27 protein-coding genes are annotated in these 25,149 nt (G+C 56.4%); 8 read left to right on the forward strand and 19 right to left on the reverse strand.

Features of this window, described 5'->3' with window-relative positions; genetic code table 11:
• Positions 1 to 68 precede the first annotated feature (68 nt).
• Positions 69 to 824: a zinc ABC transporter ATP-binding protein ZnuC gene (gene znuC, locus B3B59_RS13065; protein WP_040075130.1), complete on the forward strand. Its 756-nt coding sequence runs from the start codon at positions 69 to 71 to the stop codon at positions 822 to 824.
• Entirely contained in the window at positions 821 to 1,606 is a 786-nt protein-coding gene (znuB, locus tag B3B59_RS13070) for a zinc ABC transporter permease subunit ZnuB (RefSeq protein ID WP_040075128.1), read from the forward strand. The genes znuC and znuB overlap by 4 nt, the downstream gene beginning before the upstream one ends.
• A gap of 39 nt (positions 1,607 to 1,645) precedes the next feature.
• Here znuB and ruvB read toward each other — a convergent pair whose 3' ends face one another.
• The 6 genes from ruvB to aspS form a co-directional block, all read right to left on the reverse strand.
• The gene (gene ruvB, locus B3B59_RS13075; RefSeq protein ID WP_040075127.1) at positions 1,646 to 2,656 is read right to left on the reverse strand and encodes a Holliday junction branch migration DNA helicase RuvB; all 1,011 of its coding nucleotides are present in this window, start codon (positions 2,654 to 2,656) and stop codon (positions 1,646 to 1,648) included.
• Between the two features lie 8 nt (positions 2,657 to 2,664).
• Positions 2,665 to 3,276, reverse strand: coding sequence for a Holliday junction branch migration protein RuvA (ruvA, locus tag B3B59_RS13080; protein ID WP_040075126.1), 612 nt, complete (start codon positions 3,274 to 3,276; stop codon positions 2,665 to 2,667).
• A gap of 81 nt (positions 3,277 to 3,357) precedes the next feature.
• Positions 3,358 to 3,879, reverse strand: coding sequence for a crossover junction endodeoxyribonuclease RuvC (gene ruvC / locus B3B59_RS13085; RefSeq protein ID WP_040075124.1), 522 nt, complete (start codon positions 3,877 to 3,879; stop codon positions 3,358 to 3,360).
• A 34-nt stretch (positions 3,880 to 3,913) separates the two neighbouring features.
• On the reverse strand, positions 3,914 to 4,654 hold the full coding sequence (locus tag B3B59_RS13090) for a YebC/PmpR family DNA-binding transcriptional regulator (RefSeq protein ID WP_040075122.1): 741 nt from the start codon (positions 4,652 to 4,654) through the stop codon (positions 3,914 to 3,916).
• A gap of 27 nt (positions 4,655 to 4,681) precedes the next feature.
• Complete coding sequence (gene nudB, locus B3B59_RS13095) at positions 4,682 to 5,125, reverse strand: dihydroneopterin triphosphate diphosphatase (protein WP_040075121.1); 444 nt, start codon at positions 5,123 to 5,125, stop codon at positions 4,682 to 4,684.
• 1 nt (position 5,126) lies between these two features.
• On the reverse strand, positions 5,127 to 6,899 hold the full coding sequence (aspS, locus tag B3B59_RS13100) for an aspartate--tRNA ligase (RefSeq protein WP_207291967.1): 1,773 nt from the start codon (positions 6,897 to 6,899) through the stop codon (positions 5,127 to 5,129).
• 264 nt (positions 6,900 to 7,163) lie between these two features.
• Between aspS and B3B59_RS13105 the strand changes: the two genes are divergently transcribed.
• From B3B59_RS13105 to cmoB, 5 genes are read left to right on the forward strand one after another with little or no spacing between them, the layout of a single operon-like run.
• A complete protein-coding gene (locus B3B59_RS13105) occupies positions 7,164 to 7,730 on the forward strand; it encodes a hydrolase (protein WP_286809217.1) in 567 nt (188 codons plus the stop codon).
• Complete coding sequence (locus tag B3B59_RS13110) at positions 7,727 to 8,545, forward strand: DUF72 domain-containing protein (RefSeq protein WP_040075117.1); 819 nt, start codon at positions 7,727 to 7,729, stop codon at positions 8,543 to 8,545. Before B3B59_RS13105 ends, B3B59_RS13110 begins: the two co-directional genes overlap by 4 nt.
• A 50-nt stretch (positions 8,546 to 8,595) precedes the next feature.
• Positions 8,596 to 8,991, forward strand: coding sequence for an MAPEG family protein (locus B3B59_RS13115; protein WP_040075115.1), 396 nt, complete (start codon positions 8,596 to 8,598; stop codon positions 8,989 to 8,991).
• 40 nt (positions 8,992 to 9,031) lie between these two features.
• On the forward strand, positions 9,032 to 9,775 hold the full coding sequence (cmoA, locus tag B3B59_RS13120) for a carboxy-S-adenosyl-L-methionine synthase CmoA (protein ID WP_040075113.1): 744 nt from the start codon (positions 9,032 to 9,034) through the stop codon (positions 9,773 to 9,775).
• A complete protein-coding gene (cmoB, locus tag B3B59_RS13125) occupies positions 9,772 to 10,743 on the forward strand; it encodes a tRNA 5-methoxyuridine(34)/uridine 5-oxyacetic acid(34) synthase CmoB (protein WP_207291970.1) in 972 nt (323 codons plus the stop codon). Before cmoA ends, cmoB begins: the two co-directional genes overlap by 4 nt.
• Positions 10,744 to 10,888: 145 nt before the next feature.
• Here the strand turns inward: cmoB and cutC are convergent, their stop codons facing one another.
• Both cutC and B3B59_RS13135 read right to left on the reverse strand, forming a co-directional pair.
• Positions 10,889 to 11,632, reverse strand: a complete 744-nt coding sequence (gene cutC / locus B3B59_RS13130) for a copper homeostasis protein CutC (protein WP_286809219.1) — start codon at positions 11,630 to 11,632, stop codon at positions 10,889 to 10,891.
• Between the two features lie 85 nt (positions 11,633 to 11,717).
• On the reverse strand, positions 11,718 to 12,278 hold the full coding sequence (locus B3B59_RS13135; RefSeq protein WP_046885098.1) for a VOC family protein: 561 nt from the start codon (positions 12,276 to 12,278) through the stop codon (positions 11,718 to 11,720).
• A gap of 173 nt (positions 12,279 to 12,451) precedes the next feature.
• Between B3B59_RS13135 and argS the strand changes: the two genes are divergently transcribed.
• Positions 12,452 to 14,185, forward strand: coding sequence for an arginine--tRNA ligase (gene argS, locus B3B59_RS13140; protein WP_207291972.1), 1,734 nt, complete (start codon positions 12,452 to 12,454; stop codon positions 14,183 to 14,185).
• 35 nt (positions 14,186 to 14,220) lie between these two features.
• On the opposite strand, the gene B3B59_RS13145 is transcribed toward argS, so the two are convergent.
• The 11 genes from B3B59_RS13145 to cheR form a co-directional block, all read right to left on the reverse strand.
• A complete protein-coding gene (locus tag B3B59_RS13145; RefSeq protein ID WP_286809222.1) occupies positions 14,221 to 15,360 on the reverse strand; it encodes a glycoside hydrolase family 88/105 protein in 1,140 nt (379 codons plus the stop codon).
• A gap of 10 nt (positions 15,361 to 15,370) precedes the next feature.
• Positions 15,371 to 16,948 carry an MFS transporter gene (locus B3B59_RS13150; RefSeq protein ID WP_046885096.1) on the reverse strand — a complete coding sequence of 526 codons (1,578 nt, stop codon included), beginning with the start codon at positions 16,946 to 16,948 and terminating at the stop codon, positions 15,371 to 15,373.
• Between the two features lie 257 nt (positions 16,949 to 17,205).
• Entirely contained in the window at positions 17,206 to 17,736 is a 531-nt protein-coding gene (locus B3B59_RS13155) for a DUF805 domain-containing protein (RefSeq protein WP_286809225.1), read from the reverse strand.
• 37 nt (positions 17,737 to 17,773) lie between these two features.
• Positions 17,774 to 18,163, reverse strand: coding sequence for a hypothetical protein (locus tag B3B59_RS13160; RefSeq protein WP_286809227.1), 390 nt, complete (start codon positions 18,161 to 18,163; stop codon positions 17,774 to 17,776).
• 243 nt (positions 18,164 to 18,406) lie between these two features.
• The gene (gene flhE, locus B3B59_RS13165; RefSeq protein WP_046885093.1) at positions 18,407 to 18,799 is read right to left on the reverse strand and encodes a flagellar protein FlhE; all 393 of its coding nucleotides are present in this window, start codon (positions 18,797 to 18,799) and stop codon (positions 18,407 to 18,409) included.
• Positions 18,799 to 20,877 carry a flagellar biosynthesis protein FlhA gene (gene flhA, locus B3B59_RS13170; protein ID WP_046885092.1) on the reverse strand — a complete coding sequence of 693 codons (2,079 nt, stop codon included), beginning with the start codon at positions 20,875 to 20,877 and terminating at the stop codon, positions 18,799 to 18,801. The genes flhE and flhA overlap by 1 nt, the downstream gene beginning before the upstream one ends.
• Complete coding sequence (flhB, locus tag B3B59_RS13175; RefSeq protein ID WP_207291976.1) at positions 20,870 to 22,018, reverse strand: flagellar biosynthesis protein FlhB; 1,149 nt, start codon at positions 22,016 to 22,018, stop codon at positions 20,870 to 20,872. The genes flhA and flhB overlap by 8 nt, the downstream gene beginning before the upstream one ends.
• Positions 22,019 to 22,163: 145 nt before the next feature.
• Positions 22,164 to 22,808 (reverse strand): protein phosphatase CheZ, encoded by a 645-nt coding sequence (gene cheZ / locus B3B59_RS13180; protein ID WP_040075096.1) that lies wholly within the window; start codon positions 22,806 to 22,808, stop codon positions 22,164 to 22,166.
• A 10-nt stretch (positions 22,809 to 22,818) separates the two neighbouring features.
• The gene (cheY, locus tag B3B59_RS13185; RefSeq protein WP_046885090.1) at positions 22,819 to 23,208 is read right to left on the reverse strand and encodes a chemotaxis response regulator CheY; all 390 of its coding nucleotides are present in this window, start codon (positions 23,206 to 23,208) and stop codon (positions 22,819 to 22,821) included.
• A 16-nt stretch (positions 23,209 to 23,224) separates the two neighbouring features.
• Positions 23,225 to 24,274, reverse strand: a complete 1,050-nt coding sequence (locus B3B59_RS13190) for a protein-glutamate methylesterase/protein-glutamine glutaminase (RefSeq protein WP_040075094.1) — start codon at positions 24,272 to 24,274, stop codon at positions 23,225 to 23,227.
• Positions 24,271 to 25,137, reverse strand: a complete 867-nt coding sequence (gene cheR / locus B3B59_RS13195; protein ID WP_040075093.1) for a protein-glutamate O-methyltransferase CheR — start codon at positions 25,135 to 25,137, stop codon at positions 24,271 to 24,273. Before cheR ends, B3B59_RS13190 begins: the two co-directional genes overlap by 4 nt.
• Positions 25,138 to 25,149 lie beyond the last annotated feature (12 nt).

Here is a 25,149-nt window from a genome sequence, read left to right on the forward strand (position 1 = left end):
ACTGTTCGTAATGAGTGTGTGGAATGTGATATTATAACATTCGATGACTTCTGCAAGCTTAAATTGACATGACTAATTTAGTTTCTCTCGAAAATGTATCGGTCTCTTTCGGTCAGCGCCGCGTCCTTTCTGACGTCTCTTTGTGCCTGAAACCCGGAAGAATACTGACGTTGCTTGGCCCCAATGGCGCCGGAAAATCCACGCTGGTTCGTGTGGTCCTCGGTCTGGTAGCACCGGACGAAGGGCTCATCAAGCGTGACGGAAAGCTGCGCATTGGCTACGTACCCCAGAAATTACATCTGGACTCCACCCTGCCGCTGACCGTAAATCGCTTTTTGCGTTTGCGTCCTGATACGCGTAAAGAGGATATCCTTCCCGCTTTAAAACGCGTGCAGGCCGGACACCTCATCGACGCCCCGTTGCAAAAACTTTCTGGCGGTGAGACCCAGCGCGTCCTGCTAGCCCGCGCCCTGCTGAATAATCCGCAGCTACTGGTGCTGGATGAGCCAACGCAGGGGGTGGATGTTAACGGCCAGGTTGCGCTGTACGATCTCATCGACCAGCTGCGTAAAGAGCTGAATTGCGCCGTGTTGATGGTCTCCCACGACCTGCACCTGGTGATGGCCAAAACCGATGAGGTGCTCTGTCTCAACCACCATATCTGCTGCTCCGGTACCCCGGAAGTGGTCTCTATGCACCCGGAATTTATCTCTATGTTCGGCCCACGCGGTGCGGAACAGCTGGGTATTTATCGCCATCAACATAACCACCGTCATGATTTGCAAGGACGAATTGTTCTGCGCCGGGGAAATGGTCACTCATGATTGAATTATTACTGCCCGGCTGGCTGGCCGGGATTATGCTCGCCTGCGCCGCTGGCCCGCTGGGTTCGTTTGTTGTCTGGCGTCGAATGTCCTACTTTGGCGATACGCTGGCCCACGCCTCGCTGCTGGGGGTGGCCTTTGGCTTGCTGCTGGATGTTAATCCATTCTATGCAGTCATCGTTGTTACCCTGCTGCTGGCAGCCGGTCTGGTCTGGCTGGAGAAGCGCCCTCACCTCGCGGTGGATACCCTGCTGGGTATTATGGCCCACAGCGCGCTATCCCTGGGCCTGGTCGTGGTCAGCCTGATGTCGAATATTCGTGTCGATCTGATGGCCTATCTCTTTGGCGACCTGCTGGCCGTGACGCCAGAAGACTTAATCTCCATCGCCATCGGGGTGGTTATTGTTCTCTCCATCCTCTTCTGGCAATGGCGAAATCTGCTGGCCATGACCATCAGCCCGGACCTGGCCTTTGTCGATGGCGTAAAATTGCAGCGCGTGAAGCTGTTACTGATGCTGGTCACCGCGCTTACTATTGGTGTGGCAATGAAATTTGTCGGGGCATTAATTATCACCTCGCTGCTGATCATTCCGGCGGCGACTGCGCGCCGTTTTGCCCGCACGCCGGAGCAAATGGCGGGTGTCGCCGTTGTTGTGGGGATGGTTGCGGTTACGGGCGGGTTAACGTTCTCGGCCTTTTACGACACGCCTGCCGGGCCGTCGGTGGTGCTGTGCGCGGCGCTGTTATTTATCTTCAGCATGATGAAAAAACCCGCCAGCTAGGCGGGTAGGTCCCCTCTCCCGCCGGGAGAGGGAGAAGCCTCACGGCATAGCGGGTGGGGTGATACCAAAGTGATTCCACGCCCGTACCGTCGCCATTCGCCCACGCGGCGTACGCTGTAAAAAGCCCTGCTGAATCAGATAGGGCTCCAGCACGTCCTCAATCGTTTCGCGCTCTTCACCAATAGCCGCCGCCAGGTTATCCAGCCCTACCGGGCCGCCGAAGAATTTATCCAGCACCGCCAGTAGCAGCTTCCGGTCCATATAATCAAAACCTTCCGCATCGACGTTAAGCATATCCAGCGCCTGGGCAGCGATGTCGGATGAGATCGTCCCATCGTGCTTCACCTCAGCAAAGTCACGCACGCGGCGCAGCAATCGGTTGGCGATACGCGGCGTTCCGCGGGAGCGTTTGGCGACTTCGAAAGCCCCCTCCTCGCTCATCTCCAGCCCCATGTACCGCGCGCTTCGACCCACGATGTGTTGCAGATCCGCGACCTGGTAAAACTCCAGACGCTGCACAATGCCAAAGCGGTCGCGCAGTGGTGAGGTTAATGATCCCGCACGGGTGGTGGCACCAATGAGGGTAAAAGGCGGTAAATCGATTTTAATGGAGCGCGCGGCCGGGCCTTCGCCGATCATGATATCGAGTTGATAATCCTCCATCGCCGGGTAGAGCACCTCTTCTACCACGGGGGATAAGCGGTGGATCTCATCGATAAATAAGACGTCATGCGGCTCAAGGTTAGTGAGCATGGCCGCCAGATCGCCCGCTTTTTCAAGCACCGGGCCAGAGGTGGTACGCAGATTCACCCCCATTTCGTTAGCAACGATATTGGCAAGTGTGGTTTTACCTAGCCCCGGGGGACCGAAAATGAGCAGATGATCGAGGGCATCTCCGCGCAGTTTCGCCGCCTGGATGAAGATCTCCATTTGCGAACGCACCTGAGGCTGGCCAATATACTCGTCCAGTAACTTTGGGCGGATTGCGCGATCCACTGCATCTTCTGTCTGAACGCTGCCTGCCGACACCAGACGGTCTGCTTCAATCATCCTTTACCTCACAATGCCGCGCGTAGCGCTTCACGAATCAGAGTTTCACTGTTGGCGTCCGGCTTCGCGATTTTACTCACCATGCGGCTCGCTTCCTGAGGTTTATAGCCCAGCGCCACCAGCGCGGCAACCGCTTCCTGCTCGGCATCGTCGGTTACAGGTGAGCCCGGAGAGGTAAGCACCAGATCTGCCGCCGGCGTGAACAGGTCGCCATGCAGCCCTTTGAAGCGATCTTTCATCTCAACGATCAGACGCTCCGCGGTTTTCTTCCCGATGCCCGGAAGTTTAATCAGCGCCGCAGGATCTTCGCGCTCCACGGCATTCACAAACTGCTGGGCTGACATGCCGGATAAAATAGCCAGGGCCAGCTTCGGTCCGACGCCGTTGGTTTTTATCAGTTCGCGGAACAGGGTACGTTCTTGTTTGTTATTAAAACCATACAGAAGCTGAGCATCTTCTCGCACCACAAACTGAGTAAAGACAATCGCCTCTTTGCCTGCGTCCGGCAGTTCGTAGAAGCAGGTCATCGGCATATGGACTTCATAGCCCACGCCTCCCGCTTCGAGCAGTACTAACGGGGGTTGTTTTTCAATGATGATGCCTCTAAGTCTGCCTATCACGTGACGCTCCTGCGTTAAGGGCTAAAAATTTCTGCTGCCATAATAAAAAAAGGCTGGATAAACATCCAGCCTGATTTGTCATTATCGTAACCTGCCTCGCGCCAGATTGAGCCGCGACTCGCTCATTTGCACGGCGTTCTGGCTAATATGGCAATGCGTAATCGCAATGGCCAGCGCATCGGCGGCGTCGGCCTGCGGATTAGCGGGGAGCTTTAGCAGAGTTCGCACCATATGCTGCACCTGGCTTTTCTCCGCGCTGCCTATACCCACTACCGTCTGCTTGACCTGCCTCGCCGCGTATTCAAATACTGGCAAGTCCTGGTTCACCGCCGCCACGATGGCGACACCGCGTGCCTGACCGAGCTTTAACGCTGAGTCGGCGTTTTTCGCCATAAAAACTTGCTCAATGGCGAAATAGTCGGGCTGGAACTGAGTGATGATCTCCGACACGCCCGCGTAGATCAGCTTCAGGCGTGACGGGAGATCGTCCACTTTGGTGCGGATACAACCGCTGCCGAGATAGGTTAACTGGCGTCCCACCTGACGAATAACGCCATACCCGGTGATGCGTGAGCCAGGATCAATCCCAAGAATAATCGACATCACGCCTCTCCTGTAATGGGTTTACACGCTCTCATCAGAGCGTCGCTGCAACCTCATCAGAGATTTCACCGTTGTGATACACTTCCTGCACGTCGTCGCAGTCTTCGAGCATGTCGATCAGACGCAGCAGTTTTGGTGCAGTTTCCGCATCCATGTCGGCCTTGGTAGACGGGATCATAGAGACTTCAGCGTTGTCCGCTTTCAGGCCAGCCGCTTCCAGTGCATCGCGCACGGCACCCATCTCTTCCCACGCGGTATAAACGTCGATAGCACCGTCATCGAAGGTTACGACATCTTCCGCACCCGCTTCCAGCGCCGCTTCCATAATCACGTCTTCGTCGCCTTTCTCGAAGGAGATGACGCCTTTTTTGCTGAACAGGTAAGCCACGGAGCCGTCGGTACCCAGGTTGCCACCGGTTTTGGTGAACGCATGGCGCACTTCGGCAACGGTACGGTTACGGTTGTCGGACAGGCATTCCACCATGACCGCCGTACCGCCAGGACCGTAACCTTCATAAATGATGGTTTCCATGTTCGCGTCTTCGTCACCGCCCACGCCACGTGCAATAGCACGGTTCAGGGTGTCACGCGTCATGTTGTTGGACAGCGCTTTATCAATAGCGGCACGCAGACGTGGGTTAGAACCCGCGTCGCCACCGCCCAGACGTGCCGCTGTTACCAGCTCACGAATGATTTTGGTAAAGATCTTACCGCGTTTGGCATCCTGTGCCGCTTTACGGTGTTTGGTGTTGGCCCACTTACTATGACCTGCCATAAAAAGTTCTCCAAAAATCGCGCCTTCTCAGGCAGCGTTAATTACAAATTCTTCAATCGCCTGCCGGTTGCTCCACGACTTGGTCAGTGCAGCGGCTTCCGTCGCATTGACCCAGCGGTAGGTCAGGTGTTCGGTGAACACAATCTCCCGTTCGCGGGGGAGCGCGAGACAGAACCAGGATTCTGTATTGCGCTCGGTACCCGGCGCATAGCGATGACGTAAATGGCTAAAAATTTCAAACTCCACCGTGCGCTGACAGTCCTTCAGGGTCAGTTGCTCGCAAGCAACATCGATGGCGACCTCTTCCTTTACTTCGCGCGCGGCGGCCTGCAGCGCGGTTTCTCCCGCCTCCAGGCTGCCGGTAACCGACTGCCAAAAAGCGGGATCATCGCGCCGCTGCAACATCAGCACCCGCTTCGTGTCCTGGGCATAAATGACAACTAAGACAGAAACGGGACGCTTGTATGCCATATCAGTTTTTCTCTTCCTTTTTCACCACTTCGATGCCGAGCTCAGCCAGAGAGGTCGGGTTGGCGAAGCTTGGCGCTTCTGTCATCAGACAGGCCGCGGCGGTGGTTTTCGGGAAGGCGATAACATCACGGATGTTATCAGTACCGGTCAGCAGCATGGTCAGACGGTCGAGACCGAAGGCCAGACCTGCATGCGGCGGCGTACCGTATTTCAGGGCGTCCAGCAGGAAGCCAAACTTCTCGCGCTGCTCTTGCTCTTCAATGCCGAGGATACCGAACACCGTTTGCTGCATTTCACCGCGGTGAATACGCACGGAACCGCCGCCCACTTCATAACCGTTAATAACCATATCGTAGGCGTTGGCAATGGCCGTTTCCGGCGCAGCTTTCAGCTCGTCTGCGGTCATCTCTTTCGGTGCGGTGAACGGGTGGTGCATCGCGGTCAGGCCGCCTTCGCCGTCGTCTTCAAACATCGGGAAGTCGATTACCCACAGCGGCGCCCATTTGGATTCGTCGGTCAGGTTCAGGTCTTTGCCAACTTTCAGACGCAGTGCGCCCATCGCGTCGGCAACCACTTTCTTGTTGTCCGCGCCGAAGAAGATCATATCGCCATCCTGTGCGTCTGTACGCGCGAGGATCGCTTCCACGATGTCAGCGTTGAGGAATTTCGCCACGGGGCTTGTGATCCCTTCGATGCCTTTCGCCCGCTCGGTCACTTTGATGTACGCCAGCCCTTTGGCCCCGTAAATCTTAATAAAGTTGCCGTAATCGTCGATCTGCTTACGGCTGAGTGCGGCACCACCTGGTACACGCAGGGCAGCCACGCGGCCTTTTGCATCATTAGCCGGGCCCGCGAATACCGCAAACTCAACCTCTTTCACCAGGTCCGCCACGTCAACCAGCTCCATTGGGTTACGCAGGTCTGGCTTATCGGAACCGTAACGACGCTCTGCTTCGGCGAAGGTCATGATCGGGAAGTCGCCGAGATCGACACCTTTCACGTCCTGCCACAGACCGCGCACCAGCGCTTCCATCACTTCACGCACTTGTTCAGCCGTCATGAAGGAGGTTTCGACGTCGATCTGGGTAAATTCAGGCTGGCGGTCAGCACGCAGGTCTTCGTCGCGGAAACATTTTACAATCTGATAATAGCGATCGAAGCCGGACATCATCAGCAGCTGTTTAAACAGCTGAGGGGACTGCGGCAGCGCGTAGAATTTGCCTTTATGGACGCGGGAAGGAACGAGGTAGTCACGCGCGCCTTCCGGGGTCGCTTTGGTCAGCATCGGGGTTTCGATATCGAGGAAACCGTGATCGTCCATAAAGCGGCGCACCAGGCTTGTGATCTTGGCGCGCGTTTTCAGGCGCTGAGCCATCTCCGGGCGACGGAGATCCAGATAACGGTATTTCAGACGCGCTTCTTCAGTATTGACGTGGTTGGAGTCGAGCGGCAGCGACTCTGAACGGTTAATGATAACCAGATCGGACGCCAGCACTTCTACTGCCCCCGTTGCCATCTCCGCGTTGACGTTTTTCTCGTCGCGCGCACGCACGGTACCGGTGACCTGAATGCAGAACTCATTACGCAGTTCAGAGGCCAGTTTTAACGCATCCGCGCGATCCGGATCGAAGAACACCTGCACAATGCCTTCACGGTCGCGCAAATCGATAAAGATAAGGCTACCAAGATCACGACGACGGTTGACCCAACCACACAGGGTAACCTGCTGCCCGACATGGGTCTGACGCAGCTGCCCGCAATATTCTGTACGCATGAGATATCCCTTAACTTAGCCGACGGCTAAATGTTGCCTGTGATGCAGGCTACTATGTCGCAGCTTTTTGTATGTCACAACTGGATGAAAAAAGGCGGCTATTATACTGGAAATTCCGCCGGACGATAAGAGCGAAGCACGGCCAGAAGCGCGATTGCTACTCGCATCTTGCATATTCTCACAAAAATTAACAAAAATATCAGACCTGGAACAGGCCTCCACAGCGTAAGGTGTAGCGAAGCTATTTATTTGACTGGAGAAATTATGTTGAACCTCGACGCCACCAAAACCGCCCTTGTCGTGATTGATTTACAGGAAGGGATCCTGCCGTTCGCCGGAGGTCCTTACACGGCGGACGATGTGGTCAGTCGTAGTGCGCGTCTGGCCGACAAGTGCCGGGCCAGCGGGTCACCGGTAGTGATGGTACGCGTCGGCTGGTCTGCCGATTTTGCCGAAGCGCTGAAACAACCGGTAGATGCTCAGGCTCCGGCGCACGCCCTGCCCGATAACTGGTGGACGTACCCGGTTGCACTGGGTAAACGCGACAGCGATATCGAGGTGACCAAACGCCAGTGGGGCGCATTCTACGGCACAGATCTGGAACTGCAGCTGCGTCGTCGCGGTATCGACACCATTATTCTGTGCGGCATCTCCACCAACATCGGAGTGGAATCAACCGCGCGTCACGCCTGGGAGATGGGCTTTAGCCTGATTATCGCCGAAGATGCCTGCAGTGCCGCCTCAGCAGATCAACACCAGGGCAGCATGACGAACATCTTCCCGCGCATTGGCCGCGTGCGTAGCACCGACGAGATCCTTAGCGCGTTATGATCTATCTGGGCCTGCCCCAATGGTCGCACCCGAAATGGGTGCGGCTGGGTATCACCAGCCTTGAGGAGTATGCTCGCCACTTTAACTGCGTGGAGGGCAATACGACGCTATACGCCCTGCCCCGGGCGGAGATTGTTGAACGCTGGCGTGAGCAGACGACCGATGATTTCCGCTTTTGCTTCAAGTTTCCATCCACCATTTCACACACTGCTGCACTGCGCAACTGCGACGATCTCACAGCGGAATTTTTTACCCGTATGGATCCCCTGGCGAACCGCATCGGTCAATACTGGCTCCAGCTCCCGGCAACATTTGGCCCGCAGGGGCTGCCGGCGCTGTGGCACTTTCTCGATACCCTGCCCAAAGCCTTTACTTACGGAGTGGAAGTGCGCCATCCAGCGTTCTTTAATAAAGGCGAAACGGAAAAGGCGCTCAACCGGGGGTTACATGAGCGCGGCGTGAATCGCGTGATCCTCGACAGTCGTCCCGTACACAGTGCCGTACCCCACAGTGAAGCCGTTATCGACGCCCAGCGGAAAAAACCGAAGGTGCCGGTGCATGCCGTGGTGACCGCCAGCAACCCGATGGTGCGCTTTATCGGCAGCGATAATATGCAGCAAAACCAGCAGATGTTCGCCGTCTGGCTGCAAACATTAGCGAAATGGCAGCAGACCACCACCCCCTATTTGTTTCTGCATACCCCGGATATTGCCCAGGCCCCGGAACTGGTCGATGCTCTCTGGCAGGCCTTGCAGGACGCGCTTCCGGGCCTGGGTCCTGCCCCTGCCATCCCACAACAATCTTCTCTTTTCTAGCCGCACCCCCTATCATAGAAGTGCCATCTGCCAGATAACAGGGAGTTTGTATGGTCAGCGCGCTGTATGCGGTTTTGGGTGCGTTACTGTTAATTAAGTTTTCGTTCGATGTTGTGCGTCTGCGGATGATGTATCGCGTCTCCTGGGGCGACGGTGGGTTTTCTGAGCTGCAAAGCGCGATTCGTGTGCATGGGAATGCCGTGGAGTACATCCCGGTTGCCCTGATCATGCTGCTTTTTATGGAAATGAACGGCGCTGAGACGTGGATGGTGCACGTTTGCGGTTTGCTGCTGATTGCCGGTCGCCTGATGCATTACTACGGCTTTCACAATCGGTTGTTCCGCTGGCGTCGCTCAGGCATGAGCGCCACCTGGTGTTCGCTTTTGCTGATGGTGCTGGCTAACCTCTGGTATATGCCGTGGGAGTTGGTTTTCTCCCTGCATTAGCGCACAATACGCCCCTTTATTTTTCCCGGATTTTAACGTTATGTCAGATCGCGACACGCTTTTTTCTGCGCCTATCGCCAGTCTGGGCGACTGGACCTTTGATGAACGGGTGGCTGAAGTCTTCCCGGATATGATTCAGCGCTCAGTGCCCGGTTACTCTAATATCATCTCCATGATCGGCATGCTGGCGGAGCGTTTTGTTCAGCCTGACACGCAGGTATACGATCTGGGTTGCTCGCTGGGCGCGGCTACGCTGTCGGTTCGTCGTAACGTTAATCAGCCAGGCTGCAAAATTATCGCCGTGGATAATTCCCCGGCCATGGTTGAGCGCTGTCGCCGCCACATCGACGCCTGGAAAGCCTCCACGCCAGTGGAAGTCATTGAGGGCGATATCCGTGATATCGAAATTCATAATGCCTCCATGGTGGTACTGAACTTTACGCTGCAGTTTTTAGAGCCCGCCGATCGTCAACTGCTGCTGAATAAGATCTATCAGGGGCTTAACCCGGGCGGCGCCCTGGTGCTGTCAGAGAAATTTAGCTTCGAAGATGCCAACGTCGGTGAACTGCTGTTCAACATGCACCACGATTTTAAACGTGCCAACGGCTATAGCGAGCTGGAGATCAGCCAGAAACGTAGCATGCTGGAAAATGTGATGCTGACCGATTCGGTCGAAACGCATAAGGCTCGCCTGCGCAGCGCAGGTTTTGAGCATAGCGAGCTGTGGTTCCAGTGTTTTAACTTTGGCTCTCTGGTGGCACTGAAAGGCGGCGAAGCGGCATGATTGAATTCAGTAATTTTTATCAGCTGATTGCAAAGAATCACCTTTCCCACTGGCTGGAGACCCTGCCCGCGCAAATCGCCACCTGGCAGCGCGACCAGCAGCATGGCTTGTTAAAGCAGTGGTCTAACGCGGTGGAGTTTTTGCCTGAGCTTACGCCTTACCGTCTCGACTTGCTGCACAGCGTTACGGCAGAGAGCGAAACGCCGTTAAGCGCCGGGCAGACGAACCGTATTGAAACCCTGCTCCGTAACCTGATGCCCTGGCGTAAAGGGCCCTTCTCGCTCTATGGGGTGGACATTAATACCGAATGGCGTTCTGACTGGAAGTGGGATCGCGTTTTGCCGCACCTGTCTGACCTGTCAGGCCGCACCATTCTTGACGTGGGCTGCGGTAGCGGCTATCACCTGTGGCGCATGATTGGCGCCGGCGCGCACCTTGCGGTCGGTATCGATCCTATGCAGCTGTTCCTCTGTCAGTTCGAAGCGGTGCGAAAACTGTTGGGTAACGATCAGCGCGCGCATCTGTTGCCGTTGGGTATTGAACAACTGCCTGCCCTGAAAGCCTTCGATACGGTCTTCTCGATGGGGGTGCTTTACCACCGTCGCTCCCCGCTGGAACATCTGTGGCAGCTGAAAGATCAGCTGGTCAACGGGGGTGAACTGGTGCTGGAAACACTGGTAATTGAAGGTGATGAGAACGCGGTGCTGGTGCCAGGCGACCGCTACGCACAGATGCGAAATGTCTATTTCATTCCATCCGCGCTGGCGCTGAAAAACTGGCTTGAGAAGTGCGGCTTCGTGGATGTGCGTATCGCCGACGTCTGCGTAACCTCGACCGAAGAGCAGCGTCGTACCGACTGGATGATCACCGAGTCGCTGGAGCAGTTCCTGGATCCGGCTGACCAGAGCAAAACGGTGGAAGGCTATCCTGCGCCGATGCGTGCAGTACTGATTGCAACGAAGCCGTAATCTCTCCTCAATCAGGGCAAGCGAGGCGACTAACGCCGCTGCGGCCTGAAATATGCAGGAGAAAAAAAGGCCCCTGTGTAAAAGGCAGGGGCCTGGTACAAACAAGCATCATATTGGGCGACATGATGCGGCGGTAAAAACGTTGCTACACGTGATAACGGTCAATAATCGCTTTCATTACCGCAACCGACTCTCCATCAACGCTATAGCGGGAGTACTCATCCGCCTCGGCATCCGTCGACATAGACAACCCTGTATTGCGATAACGCATGGGCGAGGGTATCCATTTACCCGCTGAGCTATGCAGCTCCTTCACCCCTGCGTCGAGAAACTTATGCAGATTGCCGGCGCGCACGCCTGCTCCTGCCATGATTATTGGAACACCAGATCGGCCAATAAGTTCCGTAATTAATGAAAGACCTTTCTCTGCGGATGCTTGCTGCCCCGAGGTAAGGATCCGCGCGACGCCGAGTTCCGCCAGCTTTTCATAAGCTTGTCGTGGATCGGCACACATATCGAAGGAGCGATGAAATGTCACCGCCATCCCCTTCGCAGCCGCCATCAGCTTGCGCATTGCCGGCATATTGACTTCGCCATCTTCATCGAGCAGGCCAATCACCACCCCCGGAAAGCCCAGCGCGTTGATATGCGCCACATCGTCCAGCATGGCGCTTAGCTCGCCTGAGCTGTAACAGAAATCGCCGCCGCGGGGACGGACAATGGGATGAACCGGAATAGTGACGGCCTCACGCACTGATTTCAGTACGCCATAAGAGGGGGTTAAGCCCCCCTCTTTCGGTGCCGCGCAGAGTTCGATGCGATCGGCCCCCTGTTGCTGTGCGGTCACGGCGCACTCCATGCTGTAACAGCAGATCTCCAGCACTGCCATGATTCCTCCTTCAAACATCATGAATACGGCATCATGCCATGCCCGAACAGGCCGGACACGGCGGTCGCTCACAAACTTCTACGCGTTATGCTTCGCTGGCGACGATCTGCTCGATAGTCCAGGGGTGAAACTTCACCGTCACGCTACCGTCCGTCACCGCCAGGGTGGGATTCGGCAGGCGCTCGCGCTCCCCTTTGGGTGAACTGCATTTCACAAAAATCCCCGGCTGGCTTAACCCTTCGTCAGAGAGCAGCGCCAGCGCGCGGGCATTCAGGCCGTCGGGGTCGCCGGGCAGAACGATCTCAATGTGCTCCCACCCTTCATGGGGATAGCGCTTCTCACCCGGCCATGGCAGCTCCACCACGTCAAATTGCCAGTGGGCGACGCAGACGGGCTCATGCAGTTTAAACAGGCAGATTGGGCGGCCATTAATGATGTTTTCAGAGAGCAGCTCGCCGCACTGCTCAAAACCTCGACGCCAGCGCTCGGCGGTGGCATTCTGGTGACAGCGCAGGGAGATATGGTCTGCCGCCAGCGGAGCGATCTCTAGCCCCAGGCGTTGAGTCAGCGCGTGAAAATCGCGGGTAAAGCGCGGCAGGTCGGCGCGGATGTCCTGCAGTTCGTCAATGGATTGCCAGTTCGCCATTATTATTACTCGTCCTATCGTACAAAACGGTTAATTTACTCTGTTGCGCGCCGCCCACCAACCGCTGATTTGTCCGGTGCTGACGGCAAGAGGCAATTGCAGTATACTCCCGGCCTCATTCTTAAACTGGCGCGGATGGTTGGTCTGCCGCAGCAAAAAAGTAAGGTATCCAGGTGAATATTCAGGCACTTCTCTCAGATAAAGTCAGTCAGGCACTGATTGCCGCAGGCGCGCCTGCGGATTGCGAACCTCAGGTTCGTCAGTCAGCAAAAGTACAGTTTGGCGACTATCAGGCAAATGGCGTGATGGCCGTAGCTAAAAAACTGGGCATGGCGCCGCGACAACTCGCAGAGCAGGTACTCACTCATCTGGATCTTGACGGTATCGCCAGCAAAACTGAAATTGCCGGACCGGGCTTCATCAATATCTTCCTCGACCCGGCCTTCCTTGCCAGCCACGTTGACGCGGCGCTGAAATCTGACCGTCTGGGCGTAAACCAGCCGGCAGCGCAAACCATCGTGGTGGACTACTCGGCCCCTAACGTGGCGAAAGAGATGCACGTAGGCCATTTGCGCTCCACCATCATCGGTGATGCGGCCGTGCGTACGCTTGAGTTCCTGGGCCACAAGGTAATCCGCGCTAACCACGTTGGCGACTGGGGTACCCAGTTCGGGATGCTCATCGCTTATCTCGAGAAGCAGCAGCAGGAAAATGCCGGTGAAATGGCGCTGGCGGACCTGGAAGGTTTTTACCGCGAAGCGAAAAAACACTACGACGAAGACGAAGCCTTCGCCGAGCGCGCGCGTAGCTACGTTGTTAAGCTGCAGGGCGGCGACGAGTACTTCCTGCAGATGTGGCGTAAGCTGGTGGACATCACCATGTCCCAGAACCAGATCACATACGACCGCCTGAATGTGACCCTCACCCGCAAGGATGTGATGGGTGAAAGCCTCTATAACCCTATGCTGCCAGGCATTGTGGCCGATCTGAAGGCCAAAGGGCTGGCGGTCGAGAGCGAAGGTGCGACCGTGGTCTTCCTTGATGAGTATAAAAACAAGGAAGGCGAACCTATGGGCGTCATCATCCAGAAGAAGGATGGCGGCTATCTCTACACCACCACCGATATCGCCTGCGCCAAATATCGCTACGAAACGCTGCATGCGGACCGCGTTCTCTATTACATTGACTCTCGCCAGCACCAGCACCTGATGCAGGCGTGGACTATCGTGCGTAAAGCCGGTTATGTGCCGGACTCCGTACCGCTGGAACACCACATGTTCGGCATGATGCTGGGTAAAGACGGTAAGCCGTTCAAAACCCGCGCTGGCGGTACGGTGAAGCTGGCCGATCTGCTGGACGAAGCGCTGGAGCGTGCGCGCCGTCTGGTGGCGGAGAAGAACCCGGACATGGCGGCGGACGAGCTGGAAAAACTGGCTAACGCGGTCGGTATCGGCGCGGTTAAATATGCGGATCTCTCCAAGAACCGTACCACGGACTATGTGTTCGACTGGGATAACATGCTGGCCTTCGAAGGCAATACGGCTCCTTACATGCAGTACGCCTATACCCGCGTGCTCTCCGTATTCCGTAAAGCGGCAGTGGATGAAGCGGCCCTTGCCGCCGCAGCGGTAGTCATCTCTGAAGATCGTGAAGCCCAGCTGGCAGCACGCCTGCTGCAGTTTGAAGAGACGCTCTCTGTGGTCGCCCGTGACGGTACCCCGCACGTGATGTGCTCATACCTGTATGACCTGGCTGGCCTCTTCTCTGGCTTCTACGAACACTGCCCTATCCTCTCTGCCGAGAGCGAAGCCGTGCGTAACAGTCGCCTGAAGCTGGCGCAGCTTACGGCGAAGACCCTGAAGCTGGGTCTGGATACCCTGGGTATCGAAACCGTCGAGCGCATGTAAAAAAACAAACCCGGCAATCGCCGGGTTTTTTCTTATCAGAAGTACTTTCGCAAATACTCCGTCAGACAGAGTATCGCCATGGCCTGACCATACGGCATGGAGGTGAGCGGTATCTGGCGATAGAACTCCAGATCGCTGCCCATCCCTGTACCGAATGAGGTTTGCAGCAGCTCCCCTTCCGGCGAAATGTTTTTCACAATGCCGCGAATCGCTTTTTCTGCCACCCCGGCATACTCTGCGCCGACGTACCCTTTGCGCACCGCCTTCAGGATCCCGTAAGCAAAGCCTGCCGTGGCAGAGGCCTCCAGATAGGAGTCAGGATCGTCGAGCAGCGTGTGCCAAAGGCCACTATCATCCTGGCATTTAGCCAGCGCAGCGATTTGCGCATTCAATACCTGAACCAGATAACGGCGCACCGCATTCTGTTTCGGCAGATCCACCAGCTCGAGGAAATCCGGGATCACAATTGTTAACCAGCTATTGCCACGCGCCCAGCGCGCCCTGGCAAAGTTGTGCTGGCCGTCGTAATTCCAGCCGTGGAACCAGAGGCCGGTCTCCCGATCCATCAGGTTCTGTACGTGCAGCAGGAACTGGTAAACCGCCTCTTCCACATACTCGGGACGATTGAGCAGCTTGCCGATTTTTGCCAGCGGCAGCACGGTCATCATCAGAGTGTCATCCCACATCTGCTGATGGTTCTCTTCCGCCAGCGTGATGTGCTGCATGCCACCGTGATCGGTACGCGGCATCTCGTTCATCGCCCACTCCGCCCAGCTCTCCAGCCAGGGCAACCAGGCCGGATTGCGGCTCTCTTCATACCGGTAGGCCAGGGTCAAAAAGGGTGACATCGTATTGACGTTCTTGGTGGTGGCCCCTTCGTTGAAGCGGTCGCGGAACCAACTGTCGATGATATCGCGCATCCCCTCATCACCGGTCTGGCAGTAGTACTGCCAGATACCGTAGAGACCAACGCCGTGCGTCCACTCCCACCCCGCCCAGCCTTTGGTATCGATCACGCGCCCGTCGTCCAGCCGCAGTAAAAACTCACCGGTCTTATCGTGAATGTTCACCAGGTTATGCGTCACCTTTTCAATCAGCGACTTCAGTTCATCCCGGGCGATAAACCGCTCTGGCTGACGCAGTAATGGGCTATGTTTGACAGGCCAAACCTTCATATTCTTAACCTCAGTTATATGTCGAATTCAGTGATGCACGATGTTTCAGAGACGGCGCAGCGGGCTTGTTGCGGTTCAGATAACCGATATTGTTGTTACCCCACAGACACTCGTAAGGCATACCGGCCAGCATTTCCACGGTGGCGCGTGCTTGCGGGGTTGCCGCTTCAGGCATTGCCCTGCCACTTTCACGCATTTTTGCCGTCTCTTCCCGCAGGACACTGTGGGTCTGCAGATTGAGTTTGAAGCGCAGTGAGACCAGGAAGCCGCAGATCAATACCAGAATGGTCCCCACGCTTAAGATCATCAGAATGGTGTGACTCACCCCTTCAGCCTGCACTTTCTGGCCGCTGACGAAGCCGGACATCTGCATCACAATCCCCACCAGCATGACGGCACCCGCCTGGGACGCTTTACGGGTCAGCGTCATGATGCCAGCGAAGATCCCTTCGCGGCGTTGGCCGGTCACGACCTCATCCACATCGGCGATGTAGGTATAAGTATTCCATGGCACATAGTTGATCCCGCCGCGACCCAGACCCGCAACCGCAGAGATCAGCAGCAGCAGAGAGTAGACGTCGCTTAAGCCGGCATAGTAGAGACCCGCATAGGAGAGCGAGGCCAGACCAAAGAGCACAACAACCATGCGATACGAAGGTGCCGGTCCGAAGCGGATGCAGAGCGGGATCATGGCGATAACCGCGATGAACTGGAAGATAGCCATGGTGCCCAGCAGGTTAGAGGCCATGGAGGCTTCCTGCATCAGCACAAATACGACGTAGTAGGTGAATACGGCGTTGAACACATCCTGTGCGATATACCCCCCAAGGTACATCCCCAGATGCTGGCGGAAGATCTTGATGCGCAGGGTTGAGCTCAATTCGGTGATCAGGCGGCTCAGGCTCTGGCTAAGGGTCAGGCTCTTCTTCTCTTCTTCCGCGCGCAGGGCCGCTTCGCTCCACTCTTCACGCGGTCGTTCCCAGGTGAAGAACCAGACGAAGGTCAGCATCAGGGCGCAGAGCACCGAGAAGACCAGGCTGGCATAGAAGAAGGAGATGGGGTTGTCTTTGCCGAATGCGGTCAGCAGGACACCCGGCAAGAACGAGGCGAGAATCGCTGACATCTGCGCCATAGAGATACGGGCGCCAGAGAATTTGGTCTTCTGTTTGAAGTCATCGGTCATCTCCGGTACCAGCGTCTCATACGGCACCAGAATCATGGTGTAGACAATATCAAACACCAGATAGGTGAGCAGGTAGTACCAGAAGCTCATGTCACCGACCCACATCAGCGAGTAGCTGAAGACGCACGGGATACCCAGCAGAATAAAGAATTTGCGACGGCCAAAGCGTTTGCCAAGCCAGGTGGTGCCGAAGTTATCGGTCAGGAAGCCCATCAGCGGACTCACCACCGCATCCAGCACCCTTGCCGCGGCAAAAATAAAGGTGGCTTCGATAGGGGTAAGGCCACAGAAGGTGGTGTAGAAGTATAAAAGCCATGCGGCCGTCAGCGCAGTGGTGCCGGCCCCAAGAAAATCGCCTGATCCGTAGGCCAGGTAGTTTGTGAGTCCAATTTTACGTGTTTTCATTGCCGTCAACCCTGTAAGTTTTGGGAGACTCCCTGACAACCACATTCTTTACGGGAGTGATTACACGGCTACAGTAAGAGTATCACCAGTGGGATACCTTTCTGTTTCTGCCATCCGGGGAAACCATCTGGCAAAAATGCAAAGAGACTCACTACGCGTGTCACTGATTTATAAAACAGTGTTTCTTTTGCTTCAAAAGAGAGGGTCAGAATTGCGAGCCAGTCATCAGATTCGCCTGATGACTGGGCAAAAAGTGATCAGAGCAGTGCGCCTGGGCGGCGGGTATCAGGGCGGGGTTCATTACCAGGAACCGTCGGTTTACAGCATAGCCAGAGGAGAACACAGGACATTATGGTCCCCGCTAAGCTCGCCATGGGGATAACCCACAGGTCGACGGCGTTAACAGGCAGGAGCCGCGAAGCCAGAGTAATCAGCAGCGGCAAGCCAGCCAGTTTGGCGAAAAGCAGCCCGCCGAACCACCAGCCCGATTTACCGATATCGTGCATCCGGCGGATCCCCGCGGCTACGATCGGCGGCAAGAGCACCAGCGGGGCAAGACCGCCAAGCGGAAGTAAGACATACCAGCCCCACACCAGCAACATACCGCCACGGCCTGTCTCGTTCGTCACGCTCAGGGTCAGACCCAAATAGGTCAGCACCGCTATAAATAATAAAATAATAATATTGATGAATATAAATAACCAGAACGCACGCCGTGTCGAACGCCCCCGGTAATCCCCTATTTTCTTCCAGCCTTCGGTGTAGCATTCCATCGCCGTTTTATTCATTTTCCTTCCTTGTTTGTGTGTTAGTAAAAGAGAGCGCTCAGGTTTCTAGCCGTTTGGTTAATAACAGTGAGGCCACCTTCAGGATCTCCGAGGCAATTAACAGACTGAACGCAAGGGTGACGCCGTGCATATTCAGGCCGTTCAAAACCCAGGGTAAAAAAGAGACCGATGGCACAACCATCAACAGCCGCAACGGCGTTTGCCCCAGCGCCAGCCAGCGGGCGTAATGCGGCCGGCAGAACCACAGGGCGGCAGAGCCCCCAATGGAGAGCGTGGTGACGAACGAGAGAATAAATCCCCCTATCAGCCAGCCACCGCCCCCATGCTGCGTATAGAGGTCGCTGAAGCTCATCACATCATCCACCAGTGGGATACGCTGCTGAACAAGATTTTCCGTCAAATACCCTGCGCAATATAACGTATCCATTGCGCCCCAAAACAGAGAGACCTTATATAAATGCCGCATTCCCTGTGCCCTTTTCGTCGTGCTAATTATTTTTGTGAGTTATCAAAAACAGAATATAGATAAATAAAATACCGGAAACTTAGATCGCCAGTATATTCGCAGGGGGACAATTATCTACTTAATTGCATTATTACCAGGGGCAGGCGGGGAAGTGTGGCGGAGGGAAATAGCGCTGCCGCCCCTGAGTGGAGCGGCAGCAGCGGATTAGCGGTAGTTGACAATCACTTCGTTACGCTGAATTTTCAGGGCCGGGATCAGGCGACCACCGCCCGGCACTTCCCAGATAAACCGCAGCGGCTCGGCAGCCGGTACGTTATTGAAGGCATGGGTGGTGCCGCTCTGTCCGTCGAGCTCGGTACAGCGGGATTGCGAACAGAGGCGCGCCCGCAGCCCTGCGGGAATCGGGCCATTGAGCTCATAGCGCCAGGCCACCAGCGTCATCAGACCGGAGACCGGCTCACTGGCCGACAGTGGCCTGGAAGAGGCAGCCACTCCCCGGTTGTTCAGGGTCAGACCGATACTGCTGGCCTGCCAGCTCCCCTCACCCGCCGCCTGCGCCATAAAAGGTAAAACCAACAGCCAGAGTAATTTGCGCATTACTGGCCTCCAATGGTGGCGGTCATACGAATATGACGGTTGTCCGACAGCTCGAGATTCGACAGAACCACCAGCTGCGGCAGGCTGCGACGCAGGAAGCGCGACAGCAGTGGACGTAGCGCATGGTTGACCAGCAGCACCGGCGGTGCCCCCAGCATCTCCTGACGACGCAACGCTTCTTGTGACTGAGCCAGCAGGCGATCTGCCAGCCCAGGCTCCAGGCCACCGCCGCCCTGCAATGCCTGAAGCAACAGACGTTCAAGCGGCGTATCAAGGCCAATGACCTGCACCTCATCGTTGCCCGGGAACCATTGTTGAGTAATGGCGCGACCCAGCGCCACGCGCACCACCGCCGTCAGTTCATGCGGATCGCTTTGCAGCGGCGCGTGCTCGGCCAGGGTTTCAAGAATGGTACGCATATCGCGGATAGGCACCTTCTCTTCAAGCAGATTCTGCAGCACTTTATGCAGCGTGGTGAGGGTCACTACACCCGGCACCAGATCTTCCGTCAGCTTCGGCATCTCCTGGGTGACGCGGTCAAGCAACTGCTGCGCCTCCTGGCGGCCGAACAGCTCGGCCGAGAACTGGCCAATCAGGTGGTTAAGATGGGTTGCCACAACGGTACTGGCTTCCACCACGGTGTATCCCTGAATTTGCGCCTGCTCTTTCAGGGCGCTCTCAATCCAGATTGCCGCCAGGCCAAACGCCGGGTCAGTGGTCTGCTCCCCTGGCAGCGTCCCCGCCGCCGTGCCTGGGTTAATGGCCAGCCAGCGCCCCGGATAAGCATCACCACTGCCAATCTCAACCCCTTTCATCAGGATACGGTAGCGAGCAGGTGGCAGATCCATATTGTCGCGGATATGCACTACCGGCGGCAGGAAGCCCATATCCTGGGCAAACTTCTTACGAATACTGCGAATACGCCCCAACAGCTCACCGTCCTGCTGGAAATCAACCATCGGGATAAGGCGGTAACCCACCTCCATACCCAGAGAGTCTTCCAGTTGAACATCATTCCAGGTCGCTTCAACCGCCTGGCTGTTCTCCGGCATTTTCACCGGCGCCGGCTCCGCCTTCGGTTTGGTTTCACGTCCGCGCAGCCACCACGCCAGCCCCAACAGCGCACCGGTGAAGAGCAGGAAGACAAAGTTAGGCATGCCAGGTACCAGACCCAGCAGACCCAGAACGGCGGCGCTCAGCAACATCACGCTCGGGTTGCTGAACAGCTGGCCAACCATCTGCTGACCCACATCCTGGTCAGTAGCCACGCGGGTAACGATAACGCCCGCGGCGGTAGAGATAACCAGCGCAGGGATCTGTGCTACCAGGCCGTCACCAATGGTCAGCAGCGTATAGCTTTCGGCGGCATGTCCCATATCCATACCGTGTTGCAGAACCCCAACCAGCAGGCCCCCCACCACGTTGATCACCATAATCAGGATCCCCGCGATGGCATCGCCACGCACGAACTTACTCGCCCCGTCCATCGAGCCGTAGAAGTCCGCTTCCTGGGTCACTTCCGAACGGCGTTTTTTCGCTTCATCTTCGGCGATCAGCCCGGCGTTCAGGTCGGCGTCGATCGCCATCTGTTTGCCCGGCATTCCGTCCAGCACGAAACGCGCGCCCACTTCGGCGATACGTCCCGCGCCTTTGGTAATAACCATAAAGTTGATGATAACGAGGATCACGAACACCACGATGCCGATGGCGAAGTTGCCGCCCACCAGGAAGTGGCCAAAGGCTTCCACCACTTTACCCGCTGCCGCAGCCCCCGTATGGCCATCCATCAGGATGATACGGGTAGAGGCCACGTTCAGCGCCAGGCGCAGCAAGGTGGTAAACAGCAGAATGGTTGGAAACGCGGCAAAGTCCAGCGTGCGCTGGGTGAACATCGCCACCAGCAGCACCATAATGGACAGTGCAATGTTAAAGGTAAAAAGCAAATCGAGGATGAATGCCGGCAGCGGCAGTACCATCATCGACAGAATTAGCAGGATGAGAATCGGGCCGGCAAGGATTTGCCATTGCGTCGATTTCAGGTTGCCGGGCAGGCGCAACATTGCCACCAGATTAGCCATCAGTGTCCTTCTCGTTCAAAAAATCCAGCGCTTCAGGCACTGGCAAATTCACCGGTTTCACAGGTTGTTGACCGCCGGCCAGACGCCAGCGCTTCAACTGCCAAACCCACGCCAACACTTCCGCTACCGCGGCATAGAGCTGACCTGGGATCTGCTGTCCAATTTCAGCGTGGCGATAAAGGGCACGCGCCAGCGGCGGCGCCTCCAGCATCGGCACGCGATTTTCACTACCAATCTCACGAATTCGCAGGGCGATAAGACCTGCCCCTTTCGCCACCACCTTCGGCGCGCTCATTTTGTTTTCGTCGTACTGCAAGGCCACGGAGTAGTGCGTCGGGTTGGTGACAATCACGTCCGCTTTTGGCACATCCTCCATCATGCGGCGTCGGGCAGCGGCGCGCTGCATTTGACGGATACGCCCCTTCACGTGCGGGTCGCCTTCCATCTGCTTATATTCGTCACGGATATCCTGGCGGGACATCCGCAGTTTTTTGATGTGGCTGTAAATCTGGAAGATGACGTCAAAGCCCACCATCGGAATGATCGACAGCACCACCAGCAGAGCGCACAAGCCAACCAGGTTGAGGGCATTCGAGATGGCGGTGACGGGCGATTCACTGATCAGCCGCATCATGTCAGGCCAGTGCAGCCACAGATAGAAGCCTGCGGCGCTGCCCATCAACGTCGCTTTCAGAATCGCTTTCAGCAACTCGGCACCGGTCTGGGCGGAGAACATGCGTTTAATACCGGGCAGCGGGTTAAGCTTGGAAAACTTAGGCTGCAGCGATTTACCGCTAAAGACCAGCCCGCCGAGCAGAACCGGGGAGATAAGCGCCACCAGAACCACGCCGACAATCAGCGGCAACAGCGCCACCATAGCGCCTTTAATCAGCAGAATAATCTGCCCGAGGATCAGGTTGGGGTCGTTAACCATACTGTGGTCAAAACGCAGCCCGGCCGAAAGCATCCCTGCCAGCCTGCGGGCAAGAGACTCCCCGCCAAACCAGATAATGCACACGCCTACCACTAAAATGAGCAGGGAGGTGAGTTCTCTGGATCGGGGTATTTGCCCTTCCTCACGCGCTTTATCAAGTCGGTGGGGTGTGGGGGCTTCTGTTTTGTCGTCGCTGTCGTCTGCCACGGCAAGCGTCCCGCAGGTAGAAGTTTGGCAATATCATGCCAGCCGCCTGCAAAGCTAATGGGCAGAGTAAGGGTCAAAAAGGGCAGGTTTTTCGGATATAGGCAAAAAAGCTCCGGTTTCGTTGCCAAAACCGGAGCGATTCAGATTAGAAACCTAAGCTGTCCAGCAGGTCGTCGACCTGATCCTGGCTGGCAACCACACCGGCTTTGGTGGTGTCGAGCTGCGGGCCATTGAGCAGGCTTTCGTTTTCACGCTTCGGACGGGCGGCAGGCTCTGGCATATTTTCCAGCAGTACCATCAGCAACTGACGCTCAATCTCCTGGATCACATCCATCATCCGCTTGATAACCTGACCGGTCAGGTCCTGGAAATCCTGCGCCATCATGATGTCCAGCAGCTGGGCGTTAGTGAAGCTGGTATGACCCGGCACCGCTTTCAGATACTGACGGGTGTCCGTCACCAGCTCACGCGCATCAGAGAGCTCAATCGGGTCTTCGAACCACTCATCCCAGCGTTTGGTCAGGTCTTTGGCGCCCTTCTCCATCTCGTCCTGGTGCGGCTGAGACGCTTCAACGCTGTTCAGCGCACGTTCAGCCGCCTGAGCGGTCATCTGTACCACATAATCGAGACGGTCGCGCGCATCCGGAATCGCTTCCGCGGCTTCGGCAATCGCCTGATCCAGACCCAACTCGCGCAGGCTGTCGCGCAGCATGCGCGTCAGGCTACCGATACGGGCTATGATTTCGCTGGGTGAATGCTCCTCAGCGGGTTTAATTGCAGGCTGCATCATATTCACCACCTTACATGCCGAGTTTCTCGAAGATCTTGCCGAGTTTCTCTTCCAGGGTTGCAGCAGTGAACGGTTTCACCACATATCCGCTTGCCCCCGCCTGTGCGGCAGCAATAATGTTCTCTTTCTTGGCTTCTGCGGTCACCATCAGCACCGGCAGCGCAGACATATTGCTGTCGGCACGAATGGTTTTCAGCAGCTCCAGACCGTCCATGTTAGGCATGTTCCAGTCAGAGATGACAAAACCGAAGCCGCCCGCCTGCAGTTTATTCAGCGCATCTACGCCGTCTTCTGCTTCTTCAACGTTGTTGAAGCCCAGCTCTTTCAGCAGGTTGCGCACGATGCGACGCATGGTGGAAAAGTCATCCACAACCAAAAATCTGAGCTCTTTGTCCGCCATAAAACTACACTCCTCTTTAAATACGTATTGCCTGTCCGGCACTGATTTTTGCCAGCATCTGCTGGCTTACCTGGCTAAGATCGACCACTTCGCTCACGCCACCCATATTGATGGCCTCGCGCGGCATGCCGAACACCACACAACTTGCTTCATTCTGCGCAATCGTCCAGGCGCCAGCCTGGTGCATTGCAAGCATTCCGGCGGCACCATCGTTGCCCATCCCCGTCAGGATCACCCCAACGGCGTTGCGCCCCGCATGTTTCGCCACCGAATGAAACAGCACATCCACCGACGGACGGTGCCGGTTAACCGGCGGCCCGTCATGAATTTTGATTTGATAGTTTGCGCCACTGCGCGCCAGCTCCATGTGCTTATCGCCCGGCGCGATGTAAGCATGTCCCGGCAGCACGCGCTCGCCATCTTCCGCCTCTTTCACGCTGATCTGACACAGTTTGTTCAGCCGCTCAGCAAAAGAACGGGTGAAGCCCGGCGGCATATGCTGAGTGATCAGAATACCGGGGCTGGAGAGCGGCAATGGCTGGAGTACATGGCGAATTGCCTCTGTTCCCCCGGTTGACGCGCCAATAACCAGCAGTTTTTCCGAGCTGAGCAGCGGCCCCGCTTTCAGGGTCGCCGGTGCGGCAATCGGCTTATGCGCCGCAATCTGCGCCCGGGAGGCGGTGCGGATCTTCTCCGCGATCATCTCGCTGTAGGCCAGCATGCCTTCGCGGATCCCCAGTTGCGGTTTGGTGACAAAATCCACCGCCCCCAGTTCCAGGGCTCGCAGCGTAATTTCAGAGCCCTTACCCGTGAGCGAGGAGACCATCACCACCGGCATCGGGCGCAGACGCATCAATTTTTCCAGGAAATCGATGCCGTCCATCCGCGGCATTTCGACATCCAGCGTCAGCACGTCGGGATTGTATTTTTTAATTAAATCCCGGGCGACCAGCGGATCGGGAGCCGTTGCCACCATCTCCATGTCACTGTGACTGTTGATAATTTCGGTCATGATCTGGCGCATCAATGCCGAATCATCGACTGACAAGACCCTGATTTTACTCATGCTTTATCCTTACTCAGCGCATATACCGTTTGCCCACGCAGGCTAAACTCACGCACGAGGTTGCTGAAGTTCTCCGAGTGCCCGGCAAACAGTAATCCGTCCGGCTTGAGCAACGGTACAAAGCGACGCAGAATCTCCTGTTGCGTCGTTTTGTCGAAATAGATCATAACGTTACGGCAAAAAATTGCGTCAAAGGGTCCCGGCACGTTGTACTGCTTATCCAGAAGGTTCAGCTGGGTAAACTCCACGTTGTTGGCCAGCTCCTGACGCACCCGCACCAGCCCCTCGTGCGGGCCGGTACCACGCATGAAGTATCGCTGTAGCTGCTGGGGCGACAGCGTTTTCAGCTCATCCTGACGATAGATACCGCTTTGCGCCTTCTGCAGCACTTCGGTATCGATATCGCTGGCGAACACTTTCCAGCGCCCCGGCGCGGTGCCGAGCGTATCCGCCAGCGTAATCGCCAGTGAATAGGGCTCTTCTCCGGTTGAGGCCGCCGCGCTCCAGACCCGGTACTCTCCGCTACGCCGACGAGCATGCTCCGCCAGCACCGGAAAGTGATGGCCTTCGCGAAAAAATGCCGTCAGGTTGGTGGTCAGCGAGTTGATAAACGCTTGCCACTCCGCGCTGTTCGGGTTTGCTTCGAGCATGCCCAGGTAGCGGCCAAAATCGTCCAGTTCCAGGGTCCGCAACCGCCGAACCAGCCGGTTGTAGACCATGTCGCGCTTGTGATCGGCTAGCACGATCCCGGCACGCTGGTAGATTAACTGACATATCCGACGGAAATGCGCATCGGACAGCGCGAGGCGCTGTGTCATCTGCATAAGTAATGACGATTGCCCTGAGGGCAGAGATGATGTCATAGCGCCTTCTTT

It is taken from the genome of Leclercia sp. UBA2479 (assembly GCF_002341985.1).
Lineage (GTDB): Bacteria > Pseudomonadota > Gammaproteobacteria > Enterobacterales > Enterobacteriaceae > Enterobacter > Enterobacter pneumoniae.

Coding starts and splice junctions, on each gene's coding strand:
- znuC (WP_040075130.1), top strand. CDS start 69: ATGACTAATTTAGTTTCTCTCGAAAATGTATCGGTCTCTTTCGGTCAG.
- znuB (WP_040075128.1), top strand. CDS start 821: ATGATTGAATTATTACTGCCCGGCTGGCTGGCCGGGATTATGCTCGCC.
- ruvB (WP_040075127.1), bottom strand. CDS start 2,656: ATGATTGAAGCAGACCGTCTGGTGTCGGCAGGCAGCGTTCAGACAGAA.
- ruvC (WP_040075124.1), bottom strand. CDS start 3,879: ATGTCGATTATTCTTGGGATTGATCCTGGCTCACGCATCACCGGGTAT.
- B3B59_RS13090 (WP_040075122.1), bottom strand. CDS start 4,654: ATGGCAGGTCATAGTAAGTGGGCCAACACCAAACACCGTAAAGCGGCA.
- nudB (WP_040075121.1), bottom strand. CDS start 5,125: ATGGCATACAAGCGTCCCGTTTCTGTCTTAGTTGTCATTTATGCCCAG.
- aspS (WP_207291967.1), bottom strand. CDS start 6,899: ATGCGTACAGAATATTGCGGGCAGCTGCGTCAGACCCATGTCGGGCAG.
- B3B59_RS13105 (WP_286809217.1), top strand. CDS start 7,164: ATGTTGAACCTCGACGCCACCAAAACCGCCCTTGTCGTGATTGATTTA.
- B3B59_RS13110 (WP_040075117.1), top strand. CDS start 7,727: ATGATCTATCTGGGCCTGCCCCAATGGTCGCACCCGAAATGGGTGCGG.
- B3B59_RS13115 (WP_040075115.1), top strand. CDS start 8,596: ATGGTCAGCGCGCTGTATGCGGTTTTGGGTGCGTTACTGTTAATTAAG.
- cmoA (WP_040075113.1), top strand. CDS start 9,032: ATGTCAGATCGCGACACGCTTTTTTCTGCGCCTATCGCCAGTCTGGGC.
- cmoB (WP_207291970.1), top strand. CDS start 9,772: ATGATTGAATTCAGTAATTTTTATCAGCTGATTGCAAAGAATCACCTT.
- cutC (WP_286809219.1), bottom strand. CDS start 11,632: ATGGCAGTGCTGGAGATCTGCTGTTACAGCATGGAGTGCGCCGTGACC.
- B3B59_RS13135 (WP_046885098.1), bottom strand. CDS start 12,278: ATGGCGAACTGGCAATCCATTGACGAACTGCAGGACATCCGCGCCGAC.
- B3B59_RS13145 (WP_286809222.1), bottom strand. CDS start 15,360: ATGAAGGTTTGGCCTGTCAAACATAGCCCATTACTGCGTCAGCCAGAG.
- B3B59_RS13150 (WP_046885096.1), bottom strand. CDS start 16,948: ATGAAAACACGTAAAATTGGACTCACAAACTACCTGGCCTACGGATCA.
- B3B59_RS13155 (WP_286809225.1), bottom strand. CDS start 17,736: ATGAATAAAACGGCGATGGAATGCTACACCGAAGGCTGGAAGAAAATA.
- B3B59_RS13160 (WP_286809227.1), bottom strand. CDS start 18,163: ATGGATACGTTATATTGCGCAGGGTATTTGACGGAAAATCTTGTTCAG.
- flhE (WP_046885093.1), bottom strand. CDS start 18,799: ATGCGCAAATTACTCTGGCTGTTGGTTTTACCTTTTATGGCGCAGGCG.
- flhA (WP_046885092.1), bottom strand. CDS start 20,877: ATGGCTAATCTGGTGGCAATGTTGCGCCTGCCCGGCAACCTGAAATCG.
- cheZ (WP_040075096.1), bottom strand. CDS start 22,808: ATGATGCAGCCTGCAATTAAACCCGCTGAGGAGCATTCACCCAGCGAA.
- cheY (WP_046885090.1), bottom strand. CDS start 23,208: ATGGCGGACAAAGAGCTCAGATTTTTGGTTGTGGATGACTTTTCCACC.
- B3B59_RS13190 (WP_040075094.1), bottom strand. CDS start 24,274: ATGAGTAAAATCAGGGTCTTGTCAGTCGATGATTCGGCATTGATGCGC.
- cheR (WP_040075093.1), bottom strand. CDS start 25,137: ATGACATCATCTCTGCCCTCAGGGCAATCGTCATTACTTATGCAGATG.